The 23,604-nt window shown below is 40.8% G+C and carries 25 protein-coding genes; 17 read left to right on the top strand and 8 right to left on the bottom strand.

Going from position 1 to position 23,604, the window contains the following annotated elements; translation table 11 throughout:
• The first annotated feature begins 125 nt into the window (after positions 1-125).
• Positions 126-677, top strand: coding sequence for a DUF6795 domain-containing protein (locus KIV41_RS17635; RefSeq protein WP_285337186.1), 552 nt, complete (start codon positions 126-128; stop codon positions 675-677).
• A gap of 9 nt (positions 678-686) precedes the next feature.
• Positions 687-1,844: a lipase family protein gene (locus KIV41_RS17630; protein ID WP_045385086.1), complete on the top strand. Its 1,158-nt coding sequence runs from the start codon at positions 687-689 to the stop codon at positions 1,842-1,844.
• Positions 1,845-2,099: 255 nt separating this feature from the next.
• Here the strand turns inward: KIV41_RS17630 and KIV41_RS17625 are convergent, their stop codons facing one another.
• Both KIV41_RS17625 and KIV41_RS17620 read right to left on the bottom strand, forming a co-directional pair.
• Positions 2,100-3,860, bottom strand: coding sequence for an ABC transporter ATP-binding protein/permease (locus KIV41_RS17625; RefSeq protein ID WP_285337184.1), 1,761 nt, complete (start codon positions 3,858-3,860; stop codon positions 2,100-2,102).
• A 371-nt stretch (positions 3,861-4,231) separates the two neighbouring features.
• The gene (locus KIV41_RS17620; RefSeq protein ID WP_285337182.1) at positions 4,232-4,657 is read right to left on the bottom strand and encodes a nuclear transport factor 2 family protein; all 426 of its coding nucleotides are present in this window, start codon (positions 4,655-4,657) and stop codon (positions 4,232-4,234) included.
• Between the two features lie 259 nt (positions 4,658-4,916).
• Between KIV41_RS17620 and KIV41_RS17615 the strand changes: the two genes are divergently transcribed.
• Positions 4,917-5,213 carry a helix-turn-helix domain-containing protein gene (locus KIV41_RS17615; RefSeq protein WP_285337181.1) on the top strand — a complete coding sequence of 99 codons (297 nt, stop codon included), beginning with the start codon at positions 4,917-4,919 and terminating at the stop codon, positions 5,211-5,213.
• 234 nt (positions 5,214-5,447) lie between these two features.
• On the opposite strand, the gene KIV41_RS17610 is transcribed toward KIV41_RS17615, so the two are convergent.
• The 5 genes from KIV41_RS17610 to KIV41_RS17595 form a co-directional block, all read right to left on the bottom strand.
• Positions 5,448-6,599: a lipase family protein gene (locus tag KIV41_RS17610; RefSeq protein ID WP_285337180.1), complete on the bottom strand. Its 1,152-nt coding sequence runs from the start codon at positions 6,597-6,599 to the stop codon at positions 5,448-5,450.
• Between the two features lie 2 nt (positions 6,600-6,601).
• Positions 6,602-7,012 carry a DUF6795 domain-containing protein gene (locus tag KIV41_RS24880; RefSeq protein ID WP_373417615.1) on the bottom strand — a complete coding sequence of 137 codons (411 nt, stop codon included), beginning with the start codon at positions 7,010-7,012 and terminating at the stop codon, positions 6,602-6,604.
• Between the two features lie 224 nt (positions 7,013-7,236).
• Entirely contained in the window at positions 7,237-7,782 is a 546-nt protein-coding gene (locus KIV41_RS17605) for a DUF6795 domain-containing protein (protein WP_285337179.1), read from the bottom strand.
• 583 nt (positions 7,783-8,365) lie between these two features.
• Positions 8,366-9,004 (bottom strand): hypothetical protein, encoded by a 639-nt coding sequence (locus tag KIV41_RS17600; protein ID WP_010451998.1) that lies wholly within the window; start codon positions 9,002-9,004, stop codon positions 8,366-8,368.
• A 236-nt stretch (positions 9,005-9,240) separates the two neighbouring features.
• Entirely contained in the window at positions 9,241-10,146 is a 906-nt protein-coding gene (locus tag KIV41_RS17595) for a LysR family transcriptional regulator (protein ID WP_285337177.1), read from the bottom strand.
• 108 nt (positions 10,147-10,254) lie between these two features.
• On the opposite strand from KIV41_RS17595, the gene accD reads away from it, so the two are divergent.
• From accD to KIV41_RS17575, 4 genes are all read left to right on the top strand, one after another.
• A complete protein-coding gene (accD, locus tag KIV41_RS17590; protein WP_285337175.1) occupies positions 10,255-11,121 on the top strand; it encodes an acetyl-CoA carboxylase, carboxyltransferase subunit beta in 867 nt (288 codons plus the stop codon).
• A gap of 107 nt (positions 11,122-11,228) precedes the next feature.
• Positions 11,229-11,489: a DUF5062 family protein gene (locus tag KIV41_RS17585; protein ID WP_010451992.1), complete on the top strand. Its 261-nt coding sequence runs from the start codon at positions 11,229-11,231 to the stop codon at positions 11,487-11,489.
• Positions 11,490-11,836: 347 nt separating this feature from the next.
• Positions 11,837-12,430 (top strand): hypothetical protein, encoded by a 594-nt coding sequence (locus KIV41_RS17580; RefSeq protein WP_285337173.1) that lies wholly within the window; start codon positions 11,837-11,839, stop codon positions 12,428-12,430.
• Positions 12,430-13,521, top strand: coding sequence for a hypothetical protein (locus KIV41_RS17575; RefSeq protein ID WP_285337171.1), 1,092 nt, complete (start codon positions 12,430-12,432; stop codon positions 13,519-13,521). The genes KIV41_RS17580 and KIV41_RS17575 overlap by 1 nt, the downstream gene beginning before the upstream one ends.
• Positions 13,522-13,929: 408 nt before the next feature.
• Here the strand turns inward: KIV41_RS17575 and KIV41_RS17570 are convergent, their stop codons facing one another.
• Positions 13,930-14,355, bottom strand: coding sequence for a nuclear transport factor 2 family protein (locus KIV41_RS17570; RefSeq protein ID WP_285337170.1), 426 nt, complete (start codon positions 14,353-14,355; stop codon positions 13,930-13,932).
• Positions 14,356-14,544: 189 nt separating this feature from the next.
• Here KIV41_RS17570 and KIV41_RS17565 point away from each other — a divergent pair, with 189 nt between their 5' ends.
• The 10 genes from KIV41_RS17565 (at position 14,545) to KIV41_RS17525 (ending at position 23,443) form a co-directional block, all read left to right on the top strand.
• Positions 14,545-14,883: a helix-turn-helix domain-containing protein gene (locus KIV41_RS17565; RefSeq protein WP_285337168.1), complete on the top strand. Its 339-nt coding sequence runs from the start codon at positions 14,545-14,547 to the stop codon at positions 14,881-14,883.
• 153 nt (positions 14,884-15,036) lie between these two features.
• Complete coding sequence (locus tag KIV41_RS17560; protein ID WP_285337166.1) at positions 15,037-15,531, top strand: YcxB family protein; 495 nt, start codon at positions 15,037-15,039, stop codon at positions 15,529-15,531.
• A 217-nt stretch (positions 15,532-15,748) separates the two neighbouring features.
• Entirely contained in the window at positions 15,749-16,972 is a 1,224-nt protein-coding gene (locus tag KIV41_RS17555) for an MFS transporter (protein WP_285337165.1), read from the top strand.
• Between the two features lie 144 nt (positions 16,973-17,116).
• Complete coding sequence (locus KIV41_RS17550) at positions 17,117-17,410, top strand: putative quinol monooxygenase (protein WP_285337163.1); 294 nt, start codon at positions 17,117-17,119, stop codon at positions 17,408-17,410.
• A 29-nt stretch (positions 17,411-17,439) separates the two neighbouring features.
• Positions 17,440-18,141, top strand: a complete 702-nt coding sequence (locus tag KIV41_RS17545; protein WP_285337162.1) for an SDR family NAD(P)-dependent oxidoreductase — start codon at positions 17,440-17,442, stop codon at positions 18,139-18,141.
• 87 nt (positions 18,142-18,228) lie between these two features.
• Positions 18,229-18,669 (top strand): ankyrin repeat domain-containing protein, encoded by a 441-nt coding sequence (locus KIV41_RS17540; RefSeq protein ID WP_252042810.1) that lies wholly within the window; start codon positions 18,229-18,231, stop codon positions 18,667-18,669.
• 16 nt (positions 18,670-18,685) lie between these two features.
• On the top strand, positions 18,686-19,165 hold the full coding sequence (locus KIV41_RS17535) for a hypothetical protein (protein ID WP_285337160.1): 480 nt from the start codon (positions 18,686-18,688) through the stop codon (positions 19,163-19,165).
• Positions 19,166-19,737: 572 nt separating this feature from the next.
• Positions 19,738-20,961, top strand: a complete 1,224-nt coding sequence (locus KIV41_RS17530; protein WP_285337158.1) for an ABC-three component system protein — start codon at positions 19,738-19,740, stop codon at positions 20,959-20,961.
• The gene (locus tag KIV41_RS24875; protein WP_373417614.1) at positions 20,958-21,467 is read left to right on the top strand and encodes an ABC-three component system middle component 4; all 510 of its coding nucleotides are present in this window, start codon (positions 20,958-20,960) and stop codon (positions 21,465-21,467) included. Before KIV41_RS17530 ends, KIV41_RS24875 begins: the two co-directional genes overlap by 4 nt.
• A complete protein-coding gene (locus KIV41_RS17525) occupies positions 21,467-23,443 on the top strand; it encodes a hypothetical protein (protein ID WP_285337156.1) in 1,977 nt (658 codons plus the stop codon). The genes KIV41_RS24875 and KIV41_RS17525 overlap by 1 nt, the downstream gene beginning before the upstream one ends.
• Positions 23,444-23,604 lie beyond the last annotated feature (161 nt).

Genomic DNA, 23,604 nt, shown 5'->3' with positions numbered 1-23,604 from the left:
GCATTAGCTCAAATAAAACTGATTGTCTATGAGGTATGATGCGTATGGTTAGAAGTCCCTCATCGCTAGTTCTCATTATTTTCCTGTTATCTTTTGCATTTGAAGCCTATGGATTGGAGATAGAAATGTTTAAAAAGGAAACTGTCGAGCTATTTCCAGCTGTACGCGGACAGCTCACTTACAATGGCAAACCGCTGGTTGGTATTAAGCTGAAAAGAAGCTACGAGTTTATAGATATCACGGATGGTGAGATACACGACTATACAACAACCGATAGTGAAGGGCGTTTTAGCTTTCCGGAGCTAACTATGCAATCGCGTCAAGCTAATAACCCGTTGAGAACCAATGTGATTTGGCAAGGCATCCGCGTTGATGATCAGCAATTCAATACTCAAAAGGATGAAATTTACCTTTGGGACGCAAACTCCCGTGGTGTAACACACAACTCTTACTTTTCTGAAATGCTGTCGGAATTAAATTGTGACCTAGCTAACGACGAAGAAATCGTTGACATCTACAACTCTGATTTTCCAAATGGGGTAGTTAATTATACGGTCGTAAGCGTCTGCAGATGGCCTGTTCGCTCAGAAATAGAGAAAAAGAAAGCTGCTGATATTGAAGAGTTTGGTGAACTTCAAGATCTAGAGAAATACGGCAATATTAATGGACTAATTTAAGGGATTTAAATGGGAACTCTTTCTCCTAAGCTAGCCTCGGAACTAGCTTTCTTCGCATATTCTATACGAGAACAACAGCGTAATGTTACACCCCCGCCTTCTATTCGTAGTTATTTTAAAAGTAAAGATAATCTGGCTAGCAAAACTGGAGGCTACCTGTTCAATAAAGAGACGGGATTTGCAGCGTTAGGTTATGGTGATGGTCCATATGATGGAGATGCTATTATCGCTATTCGCGGAACTAAAATGACATCTGGTCATGATTGGGGGACTAACTTGCAAATTGGTTTGAAGGGGAGTGCCAATGGACAAACTGTTCATGCTGGCTTTCAGCGTACATTTTCACTGTTACGCCCACAATTAAAAAAGTTTCTAGATGAATGGCGAAAAAATTCAAAGACAGGAACAGTGCATTGTATTGGACATAGTCTAGGCGGAGCTTTGGCTACGTTAACTGCCGATTGGGTCGCAACTAGCTCTTATAGCAACAACGTGAAACTGTATACGTTTGGTGCACCTAGGGTTGGCTTGTCTGGTTTTGCTAGTGCGAATACGAACAGAATCAACGATATTTATCGTTGTACGCATGGAGCGGATGTTGTACCAAAAGTGCCACTTTGGCCATTTTTTCATTCGCCGTATAAAGGCTTAGAGTTTCGCCTCGACGGTGGGCAAGGTATTTGCGCTAGCGCTCATGGCATGGATCCTGATCAAGGAGCTGTTCCAGGTTATCTTGCAACAGCAAAAGGTGAAGATTGGCAAGAGTTACAAATGGCTGCTAGCGATTTTCTTCGCCCTGTGCGGTTGGATTACAATAAACGCAATCAGGCTAATTATAGTAATTATTGGACTGACCGTTTAAGTGCTGCTTTAGTCACCCTACTTAAGGATACTGGTTACTATTCACTTATAGCCGCTCAAGGAGCGATTAGTACAGGTGCGACACTTTACGACTTTATTGCACAAACGTTGGTAAAAATAGCCGAAGCAGGAAAAACTGCTGCATCCCAAGTGAAAGGTCTTCTGGGTCATATGTTGGTATTTGCCGGTTCGGCTAGCTCTGTTGTTATCGATTTGACTTATAAAACAATTAGAGAGATTTTCAATAAGATGCTTAAACGTTTATATCGAGGCGTAAATGAGGCAATTAAGCGTTTCCATGATTGAGCGGTAACGTATTAACAAAAACTTTGAGGACGTGCTCTTACGACAGCATACTTACTTCGTGTTCGAAGATAGAAGATGTACAGTTTGGGGAAGTAGCAGGAGGCGGTCCTCAACAGAATGTTCGAAGTGCTCTATTCCTTTAGCTTCTTGATTGCCGCAGGATTATATGTGTTAGCTTCGCGTATTTGGTATCGTTGAGGACTTTCTCTGCCGTTGCTGAGTGGCTTATCTGTACAATTAGCAAAAAGGCTCCTTTTACTCGAAATGTTTAAACTGTAACGCCACCAATCGCTGATACAACTCACAGCTTTGCATTAATGACTGATGGTTGCCGATATCAATCAGCTCGCCGCCGTCTAGTACGGCAATCTTATCTGCATGTTGGATCGTCGACAGGCGGTGCGCGATGATCAACGTGGTGCGGTCTTTCATCAATGCCTCTAGCGCTTGCTGAACATGGTGTTCACTCTCACTGTCTAGTGCGCTGGTGGCTTCATCCAGTAATAGGATTTTAGGGTCTTTCAGAATCGCACGTGCAATCGCTATTCGCTGTTTCTGGCCGCCAGACAATCTCACGCCGCGCTCACCCAAAAAGCTATGGTAACCGTCCGGTAGCTTCTCAATAAACTCATGGGCATGGGCTTTCTTCGCCGCTTCTATTACTTGTTCGTCAGTTGCATCTGGGTTGCCGTAGCGAATGTTATGGAACACATCGTGACTAAACAAAGCAGGCTGCTGCGGCACTAATGCCATTTGACGGCGCAGATCATTTGGATCGAACTGTCGAATGTCTTCACCCCCAAACAATACTTGCCCCTGTTGTGGGTCATAAAAGCGTTGCAGTAGTTCAAACAGTGTCGTTTTTCCTGCACCAGAAGGGCCGACTAGCGCCAGCACTTTGCCTCGCTCCGCAGTCAGTTTTAAGTCTTTGATCGCGGGTTGATCTGGACGAGAAGGGTAGTTGAAGTTCACCGACTCAAAGGTCACTTCTGCGGGCATATCCTCGGTGATTGGAAGGTGATTGTTTGGCGCGCTGATATCACTTTCGACTTGCAGAATCTCAATCAGCCTCTCTGTTGCACCAGCTGCTCTTTGCAGTTCGCCCATCACTTCAGAAATGGTCGCCGTAGACGATGCAACCATGATGGCATAGAACACGAATGCGGCTAGATCACCGGCAGACATCTTACCGTGGATAACATCACTGCCGCCTACCCAAAGCATGCCAGCAATGGCGCTGAATACAATCACAATCACGCCAGAGATCAGAATCGCACGTTGTTTTACTCGTTGTCTGCCGACCTCGTAAGCTTTTTCTACTTCAATTGCAAAAGCGGCTCTCTCATGTTGTTCTGAGCTAAAGCTTTGTACCGTTTTGATATGTTCAATTGCTTCACCTGCATAGCTGCCTACATCTGCCATCGTGTCTTGGCTTTTGCGAGATAGGGCGCGGACACGTCTTCCGTAAACCAGAATCGGGACCAATACAAATGGCACCGAAGCCAGCACAATTAGCGTGAGTTTAAAGTTGGTCGCGAACAACATAATGATCGCACCAATACACATTAAAGCACTGCGCATTGTCATAGAAAATGATGAGCCAATAATGCTCTGCAGCAACGTGGTATCCGTGGTGAGACGAGAAATAATATCGCCGCTGCTATTGGTTTCAAAATAGCTAGGATGTAGCGTAATCACATGGTTAAACACCGCAAGACGAATATCTGCGCTGACGCGTTCGCCTACCGAAGAAACCAGATAGAAACGGAAGAAAGTCCCCACCGCAATACATAGCGTGACACCAATAATAAACTGAATCGCATAGGTGAGCTCTTGGAGAGATTGCTGAGCAAACCCTTGGTCAATAAGGATGCGAACACCATAGCCAACGGACAACGTTAAACTGGCTGTTGCAACCAGTGCCACCAAGGCAGCAGCAACACGCCATTTATAAGGGGACACGAAGGTGTTGAGTTTAAGAAGAATACTGAGGTTTTTATTATTTTTACGGCTCATGAATAACTCACAAAGCGTTATAGGTAATAAGCATAGTAAGCGACTTTAGAGGGTGAGACCAGTAATGCGTCCATTTCTGTTGAAGGGGGAGGTTGGGCAGAAACACGCATAGTCGCCACTATGTAAGCCTCGTCCCGTGCTAGTTGAAACGTCTAAATACCATTCAATTTTTGAAATTGTTTGATGGTGAAGATTCGGTGGAAATTGCATAGACAGAGGGCGTTAGGCTATCGGTGTGCCAGTTAAGGCAATATAATCATTGCCTTGCACAACACATCGAAGGCCTTTGCTTCTAGTCAAGATGTCTATGTAATGTCAATAATGTCTGTGGTGAAGTTCGTCAAGCATGTTGTTGGTGCTTATTGCCAACGTTAGAAACCATTGGGGTTATCGATAACGTAAACCCAGCCACAATCCACATAATGCATCACCTCTAGCGCCGTTCCTTGGATGGCCTTTTCTTGCGAAGCGTTCGATATTTCCCAATCAGAGCGCACCATGGCAACGTCATCGTTTATGTGGAACGAAACGCTTTTGGTGAGCATATATACATCGCCTTTCATATAGCCTTTCAATACCTGCTTAATCGCTTCTCTTCCCTTAGCTTGGTTGCCTTCTTTATCTAATACAAACACAGCGTCTGGATGAAAAAGTGTCTCCAATCCTTCCAAATCTTTATTTGCAAAATACTGGCCAAATAACGAATGTAGCTCAGAAGGGGTTTGTGGTTTCGAATAAAGCGTCTCAGCGTGTAAACCAAGCGAGAGTAAGTAAATAAACAATAGAATGTAACGCATAACTTAGTCCTTTTGATATTGGCTCCGGTAGTGCGTGAACCCAAGCCTTGTTGCGAGGTAACAATAGATAAGTCAGTTACGAATTAAAATTAGCTTCCTAAAAGTAACTAGTTACCCCTAGGTAACTATTGGTTTGTGAAGCCACGTTTGATTACACTGTCTTAGTAGAGAAGGAATCAGGAAAGAGCGATGTCGCCGAAAGTAAATCATCAATTACAGCCAGACAGATGGCTATTGCAGTGTAGATAAATACTTAACATTGATATCGACGAAATGGACAGCGCACATCGTATGGCTACTCGGGCAACAAGAAGAGATGCGATTTGGCCAAATTCGCAAGCAGTTAGCACTAGTCTCTAGCAAAGTACTTACCGAGCGCTTGAAGCTGTTGTCCGAACATGGCTTTGTATGGCGAAAACAACAAGACACCATCCCAGTAACAGTGAACTACGGGTTAACCCCAAAAGGCAAAGAGCTTGCTAGTGTCGTAGATATCATTGTTCAAAAAGCAGATGATTGGGACCTGAGTGATTTATGTACTCGGAGCCAGAAATAAGTCATGCTGCTTATATGATAAATGCAATTGACGCGTCCTCCCTCTAAAAGCTCTAATTAAATAGCCCATAGAGGGATTTCGCCCGGCGAATATACAGCTTTTTATAAGTAAATAGCTCCGTGTGTTATGCAGATGCTTTCCACCCATTATGTATGTAAGCTAATTGGTACTTGCAGCTGACAAAGGTGTACGTAACTCTAACCTCGAAATTAATGCTTAATGGGAGGATCGACATTAATTTGCGAAGTTCAATGCATGTCCAACATATTGTTTGAGTTTCCTGATAAAGCGTGAGAAGCAATTTTTTATGATGGAGTAAGTGAGGTGTGACATATCTAACGCCAGATTTCCAGACATGACATTCATATGTCCAAGGATTCCACGCAAATGGTCCGCATATTTGTCTTTCATCTTACTTATACTATGAAGCAATTTAGCTAACAAATCCCAGCAAGTCATTCCTGCCGTCATATATGCTTGCGCTCGGTGCGCCTGCCCGCTTAACTTGAGCAAGGTCAATATTGCAGAGCTTATTTTTGCAACCCAGCCAGAATTGAAGTGGGCATTATGACGATTAAAATATGAAAGAATTACAGGCTGGTGCAGGTAGATGTTTGACGCATACTCTAATCCACCCCAATCTTGTGTGTTCGCGGTGTTTAGGTAGCCTGGAGTTGCTGTTGAGCTTAGTCCATGGGCACAGCCGTAAATACCAGTGCTTCTATCTAATCGGTATTCATTTCCGCCGTGAATGAATGGCCAAAGAGGTACCATAGGAACTGGGTCCGCACCATGCGTACAACGATAAGTTTTTTCTATTTCACTGCCTACTCCTCGCGCAAAAGGCAGAAATCCTACTCTAGGTGCGCCGAATGTATATAAGTGAACCCTAGAATGGTATGTACACTTTAGCCATTCAGCAGCTAGTGAGGCTACTGCACCTCCCAAACTATGGCCTACACAATGGATGACTTTGGGCCTTGTTCTATAGGTTTTCTTATATGACAGAATATAGCTTTCAATTTGAGGTCTAACGCTATTGAAGCAGTTTTCAAAGCCAGCATGTACAATATGGCCAGAGGAGGTACCTGTTAGGCCGAGATTTCCGTCAGTAATAATATCACCGATTATTTTCTCAGTGCCTCTAAAAGATATGACTAAAGAATCAGCGTATAACGATCCCTTTCTACCTTCTGCAATTACGGCAAACTTTGTAGTTTGCTTTACAAGTCCTATCAAGTGGGAAGTCGCTTTTAACACCTTGAATTTGGTATCAAACTCAAACAACTTCGCAACATCAGTTGGAACGTTGTTTAATTCACCTCCAAAAACGTCATATGGTATCTCGGCAATTGCTGATGCGAGGCGGGGGGTTAATGATTTCACAATTATTCTCCGATGGCTTCTGATTCAAAATAGCCGAATAACGAGCATTGACTATAAACATAAATTGGCGCCGAGTTTGCGTTCTCATTGCGAAAAGAAAAGGAGGTGATAGGACTGTCTAAATCACACCGCAAGCTTCCAAGGTTATTTCTTTCAAAATCACTTACCTCAAATCCACTCAAAGTGCTATTCCATATTATCGATCTTTTTCCTTCATATTCAGTGATAATATAAAGTGATACACGTTTTTCCGAAAAAATAACTTCCGTTTCTTTATCTCTTTCAACAAAAATAGAGTTGAAACTAAAACCACCATTGTTATCAGTTTTACAGATGATTTCTTTGTTTATTTTTTCTGAGTTTATTCCAAATACAATTTCTTGGTTTGCAATTGGGTTTTTATGATTAAATATTTTCCCACTGATGTTAGGTGTATATTCATAAAAGTCTTCTTTATTTAATGTTACCTCTCCTTGTAAAGTTTAATATTTATCTAAATGCCAAAAGGATTAAGGTTGATCTTTAAATCAAACCAAACCCAAAATAATCCGCATGCCGGGTAGTTTATGGCATGGTTTATGAAAGCTCGTTTTTATGTGATCCTGTTATTGCGCTTGATGGTAGGTTTTTGATTTTGTTAGGTTTTTCTGGTGTTTAAATCATCTACACTGAAGAAGTTAGTTAGACTACATTGGCTTGTTACATAACCCCCACTTGAGGTGAACTTATATCTCCTTATGGGGTTGTTAATATCGCAACGTAGGTTTAATAGGTTGCTTCTTTCATGTTTGTGGATTGTAAAATCTCTAAAAACCCCTTTCCAAATAATGATTTTTTCATTATCAATATTAGTCGTTACTTCCACGTAAAACCTTGTTTGAAAAAGACCATCAAAAATACTTAGCACCTTTTTTCTTTTTAAGAAAATCGGGTCAAACTCGAATTCTCCACGCTCGTTTGTATTACATTTTTTCTGAAGTGAATAATCTGTTGAAGTGATTTTTAGAATAATATTGATGTTTTTCTCGAAACTATCACGTCTAAAGATATATCCATTAATAATAGGGGAGCATTCTAGAGTTTCTTCACCGCAAAAAACATAACCTATGGCTAATATTGCAAATAGTGAAAGCAATAAAATTATTGCGGAATATTCAAACACTATAAAAATGTTATCGATCATGATTAAATCTCAATGAGTGTTAACGTTATCTAATGTTACGTTTTGTTTTATAAGATAATATGCTATATCAATATAATTTAGATGTAATTAACACTTTGTCATTCATTTGGACATATCGATTGCAAAAAATTAGTGCATAAACCACAAAATACTTAGTTTAAAGGATATATTATATCGAGGGAAATTTATGATTTCCTGAACAAGTCACTTACATGACTGATTATGGCTAAAGAGGCATAGGTAAATCCAGTATAGTGGAAGGTTCGGTAACTACTTTCCCGAATGATGTGTGATATTTACAGCTTTAAGCCTACTAGTGTTTAAAGCAATGGTTTGCAGGTCATTTTTGTCCCAGTAAGCAACGCCTCCCCAAAGTACTGTAAGCACTATTTGCATCATGAATATTGAAAATACGCCAATGCGAACTCAACCCAGGGTTGATCGGTTATTGACCATGCGAATGAAAATGTAAGCAGTGTTGTTTAGGCTAGACTAGCGGATTTGCATAAAAAGTGAGTTAGTCGAATTGGCTAACTCACTTTTAGTCGTGGTTTGTTATCGTAGAGCCTAAATTGCCGTTACCTTAATCAACATAAGCCACAGAGCTAGGCTCTTTATAAATGCAGTCAACTTTTGTCACACTGCCACTCGAGTCTTGATATTGAGCATAGACGGTCCATAGCCCATTGATTCGCGCGCCCATGACCGTAACGCGAGTATTTTCGCCGTAAGTTGTACTGTCTGTACCAGATCCTCTGCCAAAAGAAACTTGAAACTCCTTCTGGACAGCACGTTGTACTTCCATGCCGTTAAAGTCTCCCTTTGGTTGTACATGCAAGAACTCAAGTCCGCCTCCTTTTGCTTTACGGATAGCAAAGGTACAACCTGTCAACTGAGTGGTTACCAGGTAGTCTGCAGCATCATAGTGGGTGACTTTAGAAATGGAGTCGGGTTTAAGTTGTTCAAAAGGAGAGACAGGGATATGAATACATTGAAGTGCTTTCGCGTTTTTAGCTAACGATTTTGGGCCAAGGCGGAAACGCATCTCCTTCATCCTAACCCCTTGGTTTATCCCAAAGGCGGTATCGCCATGGCTATACAAGTAAAACCTCATAGCACCTTTTGATTGACCCGCGCTCGTAATGGACAGTGGGAAACGAAGTAAAAATTCTTCTAAATCTCGGTCTAAAACCTGAACAGCCTGATCTAACGTTTGTGGCATAACACAGTCCTTTGTTGTTATTTATAGAATGCGTGAAACCTTATCGATTCCAGTTAATAAGCATATATGAACATATCGAATCCATCGAAGTTTCTTGTTCTTTCATCGTAGGAACATGAGATTACTCGAAAATAATCGGGCGGCTTTTTTATTCGTCATTGATGCTCATCAAATCTATTTGGGCGTAGGAATGCTCAAGGTAGATAAAGAACCAGGTCTAAAAAAGAAGCGAGCTCTTACTCACTTTCCTCATTGTGTGCTTGATGGAGTAAGTGTTCGATAAACATTGGGATTTTTTTCGATACATGTTTTCTGGAAGCGTAAAAGGCGTACAACACTAAATCCTCTGGCGCATACTCAAGATCAACCACTTTTAATGTTCCACATTGCATTTCTTTACGGCAAAACTCTTCGGGTAGAAGGGCAAAGCCGAATCCTGCCAATGCTCCAGCTTTAGCAAGCTGTCCGCTGTTTACCTTAAACGAAGATTTTACTCGTTGAGTGATCAGTTCACCTTGAGAGCTTCTAAACACCCAAGGCGTTCCTTTCAATGCAGTGAAGCTGCTAATACAAGGAACATGCTTTAAGTCGGTAACTTGGAAAGGTCTCTGGCATGTTTGTAGTAAACTAGGTGAGGCGACCACAATACTAGACCAGCGCTTAATCTCTTTGGCAATCCAGTTGCTGTCTTCAAGCTTTCCACGATGGAAACTTAAGATAACGTCAAATCCATCAAGCAAATCTTCTTTAGGGCTCAGATTGGTTTCACAGTTCAACGAAATATTGGGGTACTGAGAACAAAAGGAGACAACTGCTCGTGCCAACTCCGGTGAATCTGGCATTAAAACGTTAAGTCGCCCCACGACTTCATGTGAGTGCTGAGTAACCTCTTCAAGCGCGTCGTTCAACTTGGTGAACAAAGGCTGTGTACGTAAATAGAGATGTTCTCCGGCGTTTGTGGCGCAGATGCGCCGAGTCGTTCTATCAAACAAACGCACACCAAGCTGCTCTTCCAGTAAAGCAATATGGCGACTGACATTCGATGTCGGCAAGGATAAAAACTCTGCGGCTTTCTTAAAGCTGTTGTTCTCATATACACAATGAAAGCTTTTCAGCCATTGCTGATCAATTTTATCAAGCATATTGTTTATCCCATATTGTTGGATTATCTAGCCAATAAGTTGCACTTTATTACTTGAATCAGGTTAATACAATGTTCGTTATCTTTGTTTCTGAATGAAAGATTTCTTATGAGTTGGTTAGAAAAGCTATTAGAAAAGAAAAACATCATTAACACGCGTAAAGCGTCAATTCCAGAAGGGGTATGGACCAAGTGTCCGTCTTGCGATCAAGTATTGTATCGGTTTGCCCTTAAGGAGAATTTAGAAGTTTGTACGAAATGCCAACATCATATGCGGATGCCTGCGCGGGGTCGTTTGGATAGCTTCTTGGATAAAGGAGAGCGGATAGAAATCGGCAGTGAATATGAGCCAAAAGATCTGCTTAATTTTAAGGATAAAAAGCGTTACAAAGAACGTATCGCGCTTGCTCAAAAAAATACCGGAGAGAAAGATGCATTAGTCGCAATGAAAGGCGAGCTACTAGGTATACCCATTGTCGCCTGTGCATTTGAGTTTTCCTTTATGGCTGGTTCGATGGGGTCGGTCGTAGGTGCACGTTTTGTTGATGCCATCGATACAGCAATAGAAGATAAATGTGCATTAGTTTGTTTTTCAGCTTGTGGTGGCGCTCGCATGCAAGAGTCCTTGATAGCGCTAATGCAGATGGCAAAAACTAGCGCGGCGTTGGCGCGTTTATCACATGCTCGTTTACCTTATATCTCGGTATTAACTGATCAAACGTTTGGCGGTGTTTCTGCCAGTCTGGCAATGTTGGGGGACATCAATATCGGTGAGCCTGAAGCAAGAATCGGGTTTGCTGGGCGTCGTGTTATCGAGCAGACCGTACGAGAAAAGTTACCTGATGCCTTCCAGCAAAGTGAGTTTCTACTTGAGCATGGCGCTTTAGATATGATTGTACAAAGGTGCGATATGCGACAAAGGATAGGTGGGTTAATTTCAAAACTAACCAATACGACAATTCAGTCCACTTTTTAAGCCGTTACCGATTGGCGTGACTTAAAGTTATCAATATGAGAGCTTACTAACACGCTGTTAGTGCCACTTAATGTATTCTTAATTGAAGCGAAGAAGAGGATTTATCAATGTCAAAAAGCTCCAAGCTTCAAAATGAAGACAAACTGGTTAAGAAGGCACTAGAGATTGGTGGGAAGATGGCGAAGCTACAAGGTTTTGATCTTCCTCAGTCACCACAACCTTTAAGAGTAAAAGCGATTTACCTATTCTTGGTTGATGCCAAACAGATCACGCCACTACCGGAAAGTAAGCTAGATGGTGCGAGCATCAAACACCGACTGGCGGTATGGATACACAGTGCGTTGCCAGACGACGACCCTCTAAAATAAGCATCATCTTGTAGTCGCAACTTTCACTAATTTACAGTTATAGATAGTTAATAAGGCGAGCCAAATGGTTCGCCTTGTCGATCATGGAATCTCATTAATCAATAAAGCTTGGTCAGGGCCAGCCATTCTCGTTGATATTTATCGGATCGTCGAAGAATACCATCGTACTGGTTGCTTATTTAGCTCAAAAAGTAACCGTTCATTATTGTTTTTTGGCATCTCTACAGTTTTTTGTTTGGTGTGCAATATTCATTGTGTGAATTATATGTAATGATAAATGATTCTGTGCAATTCAACAGAAATGCATTATTTACATATAGTTAAGTTAAAACAATGGAGGTTCTAGATTGACTGAAGATGTACTAGTCAGCAATGGTGAGAAGCCCGAAAGAATGAAGAGATATAAATATTTTGCATGGCTCATCATATCTATTGCTGTTGTTATTGGGATTGCTCACTTTGTTGAGACACTAAACTCTCAAACCCCAGTTCACGACAAGATTGTATATATCAACGCATTTTTAATTACCTTAATCTACTTTTTACTGTCTGTGGATTATGATGGACAAGTCAAATGCTCTCTCAAAATTGGCCGATGCAAGGTTAGTATTGCTGTTATTTCGTTGTATATAACTGAGCTTGTCATGTCGTTGTTGGAACAACTAACAACTGTGAGTTCCGGTAGCTATATTATGGAGCTGATCTCCGTAGGTATTCTGATTACTGCCGGTATCTTTGTAGCTAAATTGGTTGAAAAAGAGGATGATTACAAAATCATCAAAGCTGTTAACTCCATGGTGTTCTTTATTCTGTATGGTAACTTTATGATGATTTCCTACTTTGCTTACAGCACATTTACCGATCCCGACCTCCTAAACTTGCAGCAACAAATGTTAGACACTGTGCGTGATTTCTCTTCAGTTATTGGAGATGTAATCTGATGAATTTCAAAAAGACACTACTAATAATAGTGACTAGCCTGACTATTGTTACTGCTTACGTAAATGCGGGTCCTTTAACGAAAGCAATCAATCTTGGTGCCGAATTCGTGATTACTGGGCTTGAGAAATACAGAGTTTACGTGAGTGATAAGCTATTTAAGGCTGATATCGATAAAAACTACGTAAGAAGCCAAGACAGCTGGACAGGAGAAATAGGTACACTGAAAAAGAAAGCGGGTGAGCTCGTTGGGGACGCAAAAAGTGGTTTGAACGAAAATCAGATATCGTCCAACACTAAAAGTGCTGTTAGTTACGTTTTTAATGAAAAAGTTGAAAAAGAGCTGACTGAGTCGGTTAAAGCTGAAGTTTCAAATACTGTTGTTTCAAACACGATCGACGCGTCAAAAGAGGTGCGTGAATCGGTCGAGTTGGTTCAAAAGCAAGCGGAAAAACTAGCTAAAAAGCTACTGAAAAAATCAACCACATTTCCCGTTACCATCAATACAACGCCAAATAATTCGAAAGTTCGAATCATGAATATTGGGCCTAAGTACAAAGACGGAATCAAACTAACCAAGGGCCGATATGACATCGAAGTATCCAAGAGTGGATACCGGACTCAACGGTTCTGGATAGATTTTGACCCTGTCTTTAACTCGCTTGATGTCAAACTTCATAAGAAGGGCTCTTTAATATGTTCTGATTACAACGTTGTAAAATCGGGTAGCATCCTTCAACCATATGGTTCTCAAGTTCAGATAGTCGATTATTTGGAGGGAGTTACTGTGTCGGAGCTCTATTTCTCAATGGTGGACTACTTATCCTCCAAAAACTTTATTGAGTTTTACGATGCGGATATTGCGGGTAACTTTGCGTACTTTAGTTTTATCTACGGATTCCTAGATATGGATGACATCAATCAGAACAAGAAAATAAAGATCAACCCAGACCGATTCATACGAGAGTTTGTGGGATTTGAAAATGATGAGAAGAACAATCGTGTTAAATTAGTCATGCATATCGAAACACCACAGTATGGGGTTGCGTACAATATCGATGAGGCATACTGCGAGTTCATTAAGGAGTTATAATGAAAATTAATTTTCTGGTTTACTCGAGCATGCTCTCTTTATTTGGTTGTGCATCAAATAACATGGATATAGATAATCTTTTACCCAGATATGTGAGCCCTCTCGTCTACTTAGATTATAGTTGCCAGCAGTCCCAAAGAACGTTTAAGGAGTTTCAGGAAGCTAAAATGGTCTATCAGAAACTCTCAAAACCTATGCCAACGAGGGTCTTTGCTTATAAGCAGAGAAACGAAATTGATTACTACGATACAAAATTGGACCAGATAGGGCAGTCTGTATTGTTAGGCCATGAGACAGCACTAATAAGAGCCGCGAAGCAAAATCAGTGTGCTTTTTAACGTTCATTGATAAGTTCTTCCTGTCAAAAGTAAAAGGCGAGCCAGATGGTTCGCCTTTTACTTTTCGGTGTTAGTAGCCGTTGGGATTGTCGATCACATAAACCCAACCTCCATCCACATAATGCATCACCTCTAACGCTGTTCCTTGGATGTTTTTACCTTGCAACGCGTTCAATATTTCCCAATCAGAGCGCACCATGGCAACGTCCCCGTTAATATGGATAGAAACGCTTTTGGTGAATATGTCTACATCGCCTTTCATATAACCCTTCAATACCTGCTTAATTTCTTCTCTGCCTTTGGCTTGATTACCTTCTTTATCTAAAACAAACACGGCGTCTGGATGAAAAAGTGTACCTAGTCCTTCCAGATCTTTATTCGCGAAATACTGGCCAAATAACGAATGTAACTCAGAAGGTGTTTGTGGTTTTGAATACAGAATCTCGGCATGTAAGCCAAGGGAGAAAAAATAGATAAACAGTAAAACGTAACGCATAACTTCATCCTTTTGATATTGGCTTAGGCCTCAGTTGAGCCTTTGCCTTGTTGTGTTTTCACAATAGATAAGTCGGTTACGATTTAAAATTAGCTTCCCAAAAGTAACTAGTTACTCCTAGGTAACTATTGGTTTGTGATGCGTCGTTTGATTACACTGGCGTAGCAGAGAATGAATTAGGGAAGTGCGATGTTGACCAAAGTGAATCATCAAGTGCAGCCAGATGGCTATTGTAGTGTAGATAAATATTTAACCTTGATATCGACGAAATGGACAGCGCACATTGTATGGTTGCTCGGGCAACAAGAAGAGATGCGATTCGGTCAAATTCGGAAGCAGTTGGCGTTGGTGTCCAGCAAAGTACTTACTGAGCGTTTGAAGTTGTTATCCGAACATGGATTTGTGTGGCGAAAACAGCAAGACACCATTCCTGTTACAGTGAACTACGGATTAACCCCAAAAGGTAAAGAGCTTGCTGGCGTTGTGGAGCTCATTGTCCAAAAAGCCGATGACTGGGACGCCGAGTAGGCGGTATATCGAACCGTCGTCGTCTTTCGGTATCATTGATTTACAAAACAGAATCAAAAGGACTAAAGATAAATCCTGAGAAGCGCTACAATGCATGCGTTGCGAGAGTGCAACCAAGATTACTCATTTACAGAAGCCTTGAAGTAACCATACATGTCTAAAGATTTCGAATTCACTACAGAATACATACTCGACAAGCCTTTCTTTGCTGAGTGTTATGATCAAACTAGCCAGCCAACGAAGTTCCCACAAGCATATCTAAAAGGGATATTGTTTCTTATCTTTGGTGTGGTTTTATTGGAGTTTGAACTGCTACCTAACGGTTATGTCGGTTGGTTCTTTATCGTATTGAGTGTGATTGAAGCATGCAGTGTTTACTTCAAAAGAACTTGGTGGTTGTGGCGTCAAACCATCAGCTCAAGCCGTGGCAGCAAAGTGGTTTTTGATGTGAATGCAGATGGCGTGCGCTACAAAAGCGGTAAAGTTGACCGCAGCCTCGCTTGGAATGAAATCGATCAACTCGAACAAACCGATTTGGGCTTAATCCTTCATCTGGGTAAACAACGCCAATACATCAGCAAATCTTGCTTAAATGAAGAAGTCATCGCGTTTATGATAGCGCAGCACGCGGCATCAAAAGCGAGCTAACAAATCCTTACTGACAAAAGAGGCGAGCCAAGTGGTTCGCCTTTTTTGGATCTTGGCTTTGAGTAGTTAGATTGTTAGCTTTTGCCTAATAATAATTTAGCTATTCATCATCTAGTTCTAACTCATCTTATCTATATCATTTATTCCATAGACGCAGAGTGCGTAACTTATTGGAAAAGCACCTTGAAAAGTTCAGGGTGTAGATAGGACAGTTATTATGACGACAGCAACAAAAACAGCCCCAATGACAAACAGTGTCGGGCTGACTCTTCTTGCGGGTTTACCTCTTTTCACTCTACTGCCACTTGGCTTAGACATCTTCTTACCTGCGGTATATCAAATCGGTGAATTCTTCTCTGACCAAGGCGTGCCCTCAATGGCGATCAGCATCTACATGTTGTTCTGGGGGCTTGGCCAATTGTTCTGGGGTGGCATGGCTGACACCATAGGCAAAAAGAACATCGCGCTGATTGGTCTCGCTTTGTTTGCTTTCAGCTCTTTTATGATTTCGACCATTGATAGCGACCAAGCAATGCAGTTCTTGGCGTTTCGTGCGCTACAAAGCTTTGCTGGCAGCGCGTGCTTTACCGCGATCTTTGCTCTTATCCGCATGCGATTTGAAGGTGAGCACTTGAATAAAGCATACAGCTACCTGAATGGTATTCTTGCGTTTGTTCCGGTTAGTGCTCCGCTGGCTGGTGCGTACATCGTCGAGACAAACTCTTGGTTTACGTTGTTTACGATTATGTCGGTGCTTGGCGTTGTTAGCATTGTTTGGATTTTCCTGACTTTGCCAAATGACAAAAACGCGCAGCAATCATCGGTAACAGAAGCATCGAACGTAACAAACACGAGCTTTATTCGCCGTTATGCCGACGTAGTTTTGAATACGCGCTTTAAGACATACCTATTCTTTGCGCTGGTGGCTCAGAGCTTGTTTATCTACCTACTGACCGTTGCGCCAATGTACCTAATGGGCAAACTTGAAGTATCACAGGTCGCATTTGGTCAAATGTTTATGGCAATCGCGATTGTCTTCATGCTTGGTAGCTTCTTATCGCCAGCCATTAACGCACGCTTAAGCATTAAAGCTTTAATCGCACTTTCACTCGGATTGATTGTGACGGGCGGCGTACTCATGTTTGTTATGAGCGGCATTCAAGCTTGGTATTCTCTCATTGGTCCTATGGTGATTATTGCTATCGGTTGCACCATGCTTCTATGCAGCTGTCCGGCAAACGCACTGGCAGATTTTAAAGAAAACGCAGGTGTGGCAAGCGGTTTATACACAGCGACGACATTCGGTGCTGGCGCACTAATCTCAGCCTTGTTTACTCATGTGATTGATAGCACCGACCTTAGCCAAGTTTCTCTGGTTTACGCGTTGTTCGCACTGTTTGCATTGGCGGTATTCTCAATAAATAAAACAGTGAAAGCATGAGTCTCTGAGCCAAATCCAACAGAGCTCAGAGTCACTAGCAATAAAGTACAAAAAACGAAGCAGGATTCTTCAATCTATTGCGGCTCACACTAAGTAATCTAGAACCTATCGAAGCGCAGAATACACAAAATAAGAGAGAGAATTATGATCATCGTTACTGTAACAGGCAAAGTAAAACCTCAATTTAAATCGCTTTTTATCGAGCACATGGCGGAGCTGGCAAAAGTGGTTCGTGCAGAAGATGGCTGCATTACCTATCACCAAAACATCAGTGCAGACGACGAAAATACGCTATTCCTTTATGAAGAATGGCAGTCAGAGCAACAACTACAGGCACATCTGGCCACAGCGCACATGACAGAGCATTTTGAGATGGCTCGACCATGGTTTGATTCAGTTGAGATGAAAACCTTCGAAGCAACTGAAACCCAAGCTTAAGCAGATAAAAAACTGACGAGGAACTCGACATGAAAAACACAACCCAGCGAGTCGCGATTGTTACTGGCGCAAACCGTGGCCTCGGTAAAGAAGTCAGTCGTCAATTGGCAGAGCAAGGTGACATCGTCATTGTTACGGCTCGTCAGTTGAGTAGCGCACAGCAAACAGTAGAAGAGTTGGGTATGGATAACTTATTAGCGGCGCAACTTGATATTACTAACCAAGAGAGCGTTGACCAATTGGTTGAATTTGTTAAGCAACGTTTTTCTGCTGTCGATGTGTTAATCAACAATGCCGCCATTCATTATGACACTTGGCAAAACGTGGTTAATGCCAACCTCAATACCGTTCAAGAAGCGATGGATACCAATGTTTATGGAGCATGGCGGATGACACAAGCCTTCTTACATTTGCTACAAAACAGCCAACAAGCTCGAATCGTTAACGTCAGCAGTGGGGCGGGTGCAATTAAGAACCAGACTGGCAGCACTCCTGCATACAGCATGTCGAAGATCGCCCTTAACTCATTGACCTTAATGTTGGCCAATCAACTCAAAAGCAGTGGCATTTTGGTTAACGCTGTCTGTCCGGGTTGGGTCGCGACAGACATGGGCGGAAGCGGTGGTAGACCTGTAGAGCAGGGGGCAAGTGGTGTAACTTGGGCTGCAAACTTGCCAGCAAATGGACCAACAGGTGGCTTCTTCCGAGATGGTGAAGAAATCGAATTCTAGTCGTTAATGGGTATAAGCTTTATTTAATGTTATGGCTTCTTTGACGCATGGAAGCTGATAAAACAAGAAACAAAAATAGTGGGTAATATGAAAAAGTTAATTGTCATTTTGTCGTTGGCAGCCGTTGCCATCACTGCAGCATTTCAAGCGTTTTGCGCAGATACCATTCACCTTGCCGCTTACAATGGCAATGAGGCTCAAGTGATTGAACTATTGAAAACCAATCCCGATCCGGATGAGAGAGATTCTTACGGTGGCACCGCACTGCATGCCGCGATGTTCCAAAACAATACGAGAATCGTCGAACTGCTGATTGAAGCAGGCTATGACGTTAACGCTGTTGGCCCTAGAAATGGATACACACCGCTGCATGATGCGGTATGGGCTAACAACCTTTCGGCACTAAAAATCTTGGTTGCCAATGGTGGTGATATCACGATTAAAGGGAAAGACGGTAATACGCCACTTGAAAAGGCAATCGCTGAAGACAAACCAGAAATCGTCGCTTACTTACAAAGCCTTAAATAAGGAATAGGTGTCCACAATGCAATATCAAAAGGCGGATTACGACAAATTGATTCAGCAGTATGCCAAGCGCAAGTTTACCAAGAATGACATCAAGAGCTTTGTCTACCGAGTGTTCTCAATGTATGAGCGTGCAACCGTAGGTAAGGTGCGAGTGCCAGCAGAAGCATTTGCAGATCTCGTTGATGAAAATATCCAAGTCGACTTTCCCGATTACAAAATCCGTTCTCGCCAAGAGTTTATGGAATGGCACCATTGGATACATGACTTATTGCTGTCTGACGACCACGATATCGAGCGAATCGAAGTCTCTTACCTCGGCGAAGGTAAGTATGCCGCTGAATTTGATGTTCGATGGCGCGGTGACTTTAAGGATGGTTCGTTTACTGACCTCACCGTAGCGCAACGCTGGGTGATGTACGAATCGAAACAGTTCGACCACCCAGTGATTGAGAGCTACGTTGCGGTGGTAAAGAGCAATAACCTGACTGGTGATTAGGGGAGGTCGGAACAAGTTACCCTTGATTAGCTTAGGTTGAGCATCATAAACGTCTCAGTTACCTCATCCCATACAAAAAAGGCGAACCACGCGGTTCGCCTTTTTCGATCTTGAACCTGTGTGTTTAGTGGGTTACTCAAATTCAGACGCAAAAAGCTGAACCACTACACTCGGTGTTTTTTCTGGGTGATTCCAGCGAGCCTAGGCGAGACTAGGAATCTAATTCAGCATGCTGCGGAGTTAGTATTTGGATGGACGGCAAAGAAAGTGATAGGGAGCGGCTATTTGTGCTCTTGAAGTAATGGAGCAAAGACGTCAGCATTTTAGCTCATTTTTGTCCCATTGTGAGTTACGCCTCCAAGTCAAACAATGATGATACCTAGTCAACTTTGATATACAAAAAGTAACGAGAGACGAAAAGGCGAGACCTGATCCCATGAGTTTCTAACAGGTAAGCCGTGCGGAAAGTAAGGTTTTTTGAGCCATAATCAACTAGATGCTGTTATGCTTCCTAACTAATTGATATATTGTCACTACTTTGTTTGCCATGTTGTCATTAGGAGTACAAGAGGATGGCTCAAGATTTTGATTTTTACCAGAAAAGAGAAGGGTGTCGCAATCTTGTGTTGTTCGTACACGGGTTTACAGGAGACTCAAAGAAAACTTGGACGAATGCAAATGGTACTGCGTTTCCAGAGCTCTTGTTAGCTGATGAAACGATTTCAGATAACTTCGATGTTGCTTCATATAATTATTTCACTGAGCTACTAAATCTTTTTGCTGACACTAAAGAAAAAGCAAGACGCATTCGAGATTTGATTAGGAGAAGGACCCACAAAAAAGAAAGAAATCTTGATATAGACGAGCTTTCCAAAAATCTATCTAGCCATTTGAGGTTTTCTCTAGAGCAGTACGATAATATTTATGTGATTGCCCATAGTATGGGAGGGTTGATTACTAAAAGCTTGATTAAAAACGATCTCAACCTCAACAGTCACACTAAGGTAAAACTCTTCATTTCATTGGCTGTTCCGCATCAAGGTGCTTCAAGCGCAGTTTTGGGAAGTATTATTAGTAGCAACTTACAAATTTCAAACCTAAACCCTGTGGAACAGTTTATTACCGAGCTCAATCAAAGTTGGGTATATCTAGATTCCAAGCCAACCACAAAGTACTTTTACGGAGGCTACGATAATATCGTAACTAAGTATAGTGCAGTTGCTATCGACAAAATTGAAAAAGACATTGTTTCAGTTGCTGAAGATCATACTACAATTTGTAAACCTGAAAATAATCAGGCTATTGTATATCTCAGTGTACTTCAATTTATTAAAGAACAATTTAAGAATGAAGAGTTGAGTGACATAGGATTTCAAAAGTTAAATGATTCAGATGGTTCTGATTTGGATAACGAACTCTTTGTCTTAAAGTTAATTGTAGCTAATATAGAAGAAGATACTCAAGATAACGCTAAAGAGTTATATTATAATGCAGAGTTTGTAAGAAAGCTGTTTAACTCAAGGCATGATAAAGAACAGTTGGAAAAATTATTTGTAAATATTCGACAACTATATAAAGATAGTTACGATAAATATCTTGCAGATAATAGTGTTAATTCGGGGATCTTACTTTCTGAAGTACATACAAAGATAACCGAGCAGGATTCACTTCTACTCAAGTCGTTAATCCCTTCACTTCAGAATTTTCACAAAAAAGGAATGCTACACCAAATGGCTAATGATAGTACATGTGATATTTGGTGGTGTAAAGATAAGTCGATAGACAAGGTGAAATGATGAAACTACCGTTCGTTGAGCCAGATGACGATATTTATCTAAACATAAGTGTAGTTCTGATAATTATATATTACCTAAGCTCTACTAAACGTGGAGTATTGAAGATGAATAATGAACGAATTCATTTATATGAATACCTAGTTAGAAATCCACAGAAACTTAGTTATGTCTTACGTCAGTTAGGTAAAGGAAATCTAATTGTAAATAGAGACGACTACTCTGTATCTGCAATATCATATAATTTAGACCCATTGTTTGACAGAGATAGAATGAAGTATATTCTGACAATTTTATCCCAGAAAAAACTTGTATGTGTTAGCTATAAAAGTAAAGAGGGATTTATGTACTCATTAACGGAGTCTGGGATAAAGATCGTTGAGGAACTAGAAGGGGAGTACTTTTCGGAAATTAAACTGTACGCTAAACAGCTAGTGTCGACGCTCAGTATAAATGTTTCTCAGTTAAATTCTATTTTAAATCAGTTAATTACAATAGGTGTTGTTTAATGGCAAGTAGTATTTTAATTAATGAGCTAATTGTTGTTGGCCATGAGAAAAACTATAGAGTTAAATTTTTTAAAGGCGTAAATATTATCTATGGGGATTCTGCAACCGGTAAATCAAGTATACTAAATCTGATTGATTATCTGCTTGGTTCCAAGAAGTTTGATCTCTACCCAGAAATTGAAGCTTCCGGTAAATATGCTGCTTTAGACGTCGAGCTAAATGGTACTAGATATACAATAAAAAGAGATATATTCAAGCCTAACCAACCAATTGAAGTCTATCCTTGCAATTTTGATTCTGTAGATAATCACGCTTGTAAAAAATACCTTCCTAGCTTTGCTAAGAGCTCCGCTCATGGTGAGCTTGATTTTTATTCTGATTTTCTGTTAGATTCATTAGATTTGCCGAAAATTAAGCTGAAGGAGTCACCAACAAAAGATGACTCAAAACTCGTTAGACTTAGCTTTAGAGATATTTTTAAATTTTGTTATGTAGATCAAGACACACTGGGTAATAAATCATTTCTTAAACCAGATAACTACGTAGTACAAACTAAGAATAAAGAAGTTTTTAAATATATTTTTAATGCACTTGATAACAACCTAAGTACTTTGGAGGGCTTTCTTTCTGATAGGATTAGAGAACGAAAGACTATTGAGAATAAATTCAATATGGTAGCAGAGTTTCTTAGAGAATCAGAATTTGAAACGCTTAGTACTCTAGACGATGGCGTGACCAAAATTGACCAAAAGATTATAGAAGTTGAGACGGCTTTAAAAGAGCTAAATAAATCAAATGTCAGCGATGATGAAATATACAAAATAATAAAATCTGAGTTGGAAAATATCTCTCTGGAGAGGAAAAACCTTTTTCAGAAATCACAAGATATAAAATTAAAAATTGAAAAATTCACTAGGCTTAAAAATGATTATGTAAATGATGTTAATAAGTTTAAAGCTTCTATTTCTGCCAGAAGTACAATTGGGGCGATAAATGAAGAAGTAGAGCTATGTCCCATTTGTGATAGTACATTAGATGTAAGTATTGTTAAAGAACGGTTCACGATTGATGAGAAAGATAAGATTTCTCACGAGATAAACTTGTTAAAGCGGAGAATAAGGGATACTGAATCCATTGTTTCGCAGGCTAGACAAGAGTTGGATAATACTAACTCTGAACTAAAGAAACTTGATGATGTTGAAAGTGAAGCATTGAGATTGCAAGAAAAGAACACAAAGGAGCTAACAAGTCCATATTTGGCTGAGAGAGATATGTATACTCTACAGCTAGGCGAACTGAAGCAAAAACGAAAGGACATAGTTAACAGGCTTAAAGTTAGAAATCAGCACAAGCACCTTTCAACAAATATTAAGTCTTTAGAAATTAGAATCGGTAAGTTACAAGAAGAAATTGATAACTTGAAGAAAACAGCACCTTCCATGGTTGAGGTGTTGAGTGATCTTGGAGATTATCTCGACAATTATCTGAAGTTTGTAAAAATCAAATCACCAAGTGATATTTCCTTTGACCCAGTTAGCTTTTCTGCAAAGGTCAGAGGTATCGAATATTCAAATCTCACGTCAGGTGGCTTGAGGACTATCGTAAGTATAGGGTATTTGTGCTCGCTATTAGAGGCGTCTTTGGAGTCGAATATAAATTACCCTTCTTTTCTCATGATAGATACTGTAGGTAAGTACCTTGGCAAAACGAAGGAGCAGAATTATGAAATCAGCTCTGATGAGAAAGTGGAAGACGAGATAGAGGCAGTGTCTGATCCAATGAAGTATAAGAATATCTATGAATTCATCATTGGGCTAACGGAAAAATTTGAGAACAGAGATAAAGTTAGTCAGGTTATTCTTGTAGATAATGATGTCCCCGATCATATAGTCAGTGATTTGTCAGGTTTTATCGTTGCACAATATAGTTCAGAAAGAGCAAATGGCCTGCCGGTCGGTTTTATTGACAATTTATAAAAGCAACTAGAGCCGCCAATCACTTTTAGTAAGTTTTGTTAGCGGCTGTCTGGTTTCAAGTTTAGAAAGGAAGAGTTAAACTTCTTTCGAATCTCAGGGTCCTCAAGTGTATTAATTTTATAGTCCGGACAAGGAGTGCCGATGTTTTTTGATGTGAACTG

The organism is Vibrio sp. D401a, from assembly GCF_030248515.1.
GTDB classification, from domain to species: domain Bacteria; phylum Pseudomonadota; class Gammaproteobacteria; order Enterobacterales; family Vibrionaceae; genus Vibrio; species Vibrio rotiferianus.
Note: the sequence above shows the minus strand (reverse complement) of the source record. Positions and strands in the feature narration are given on the sequence as shown.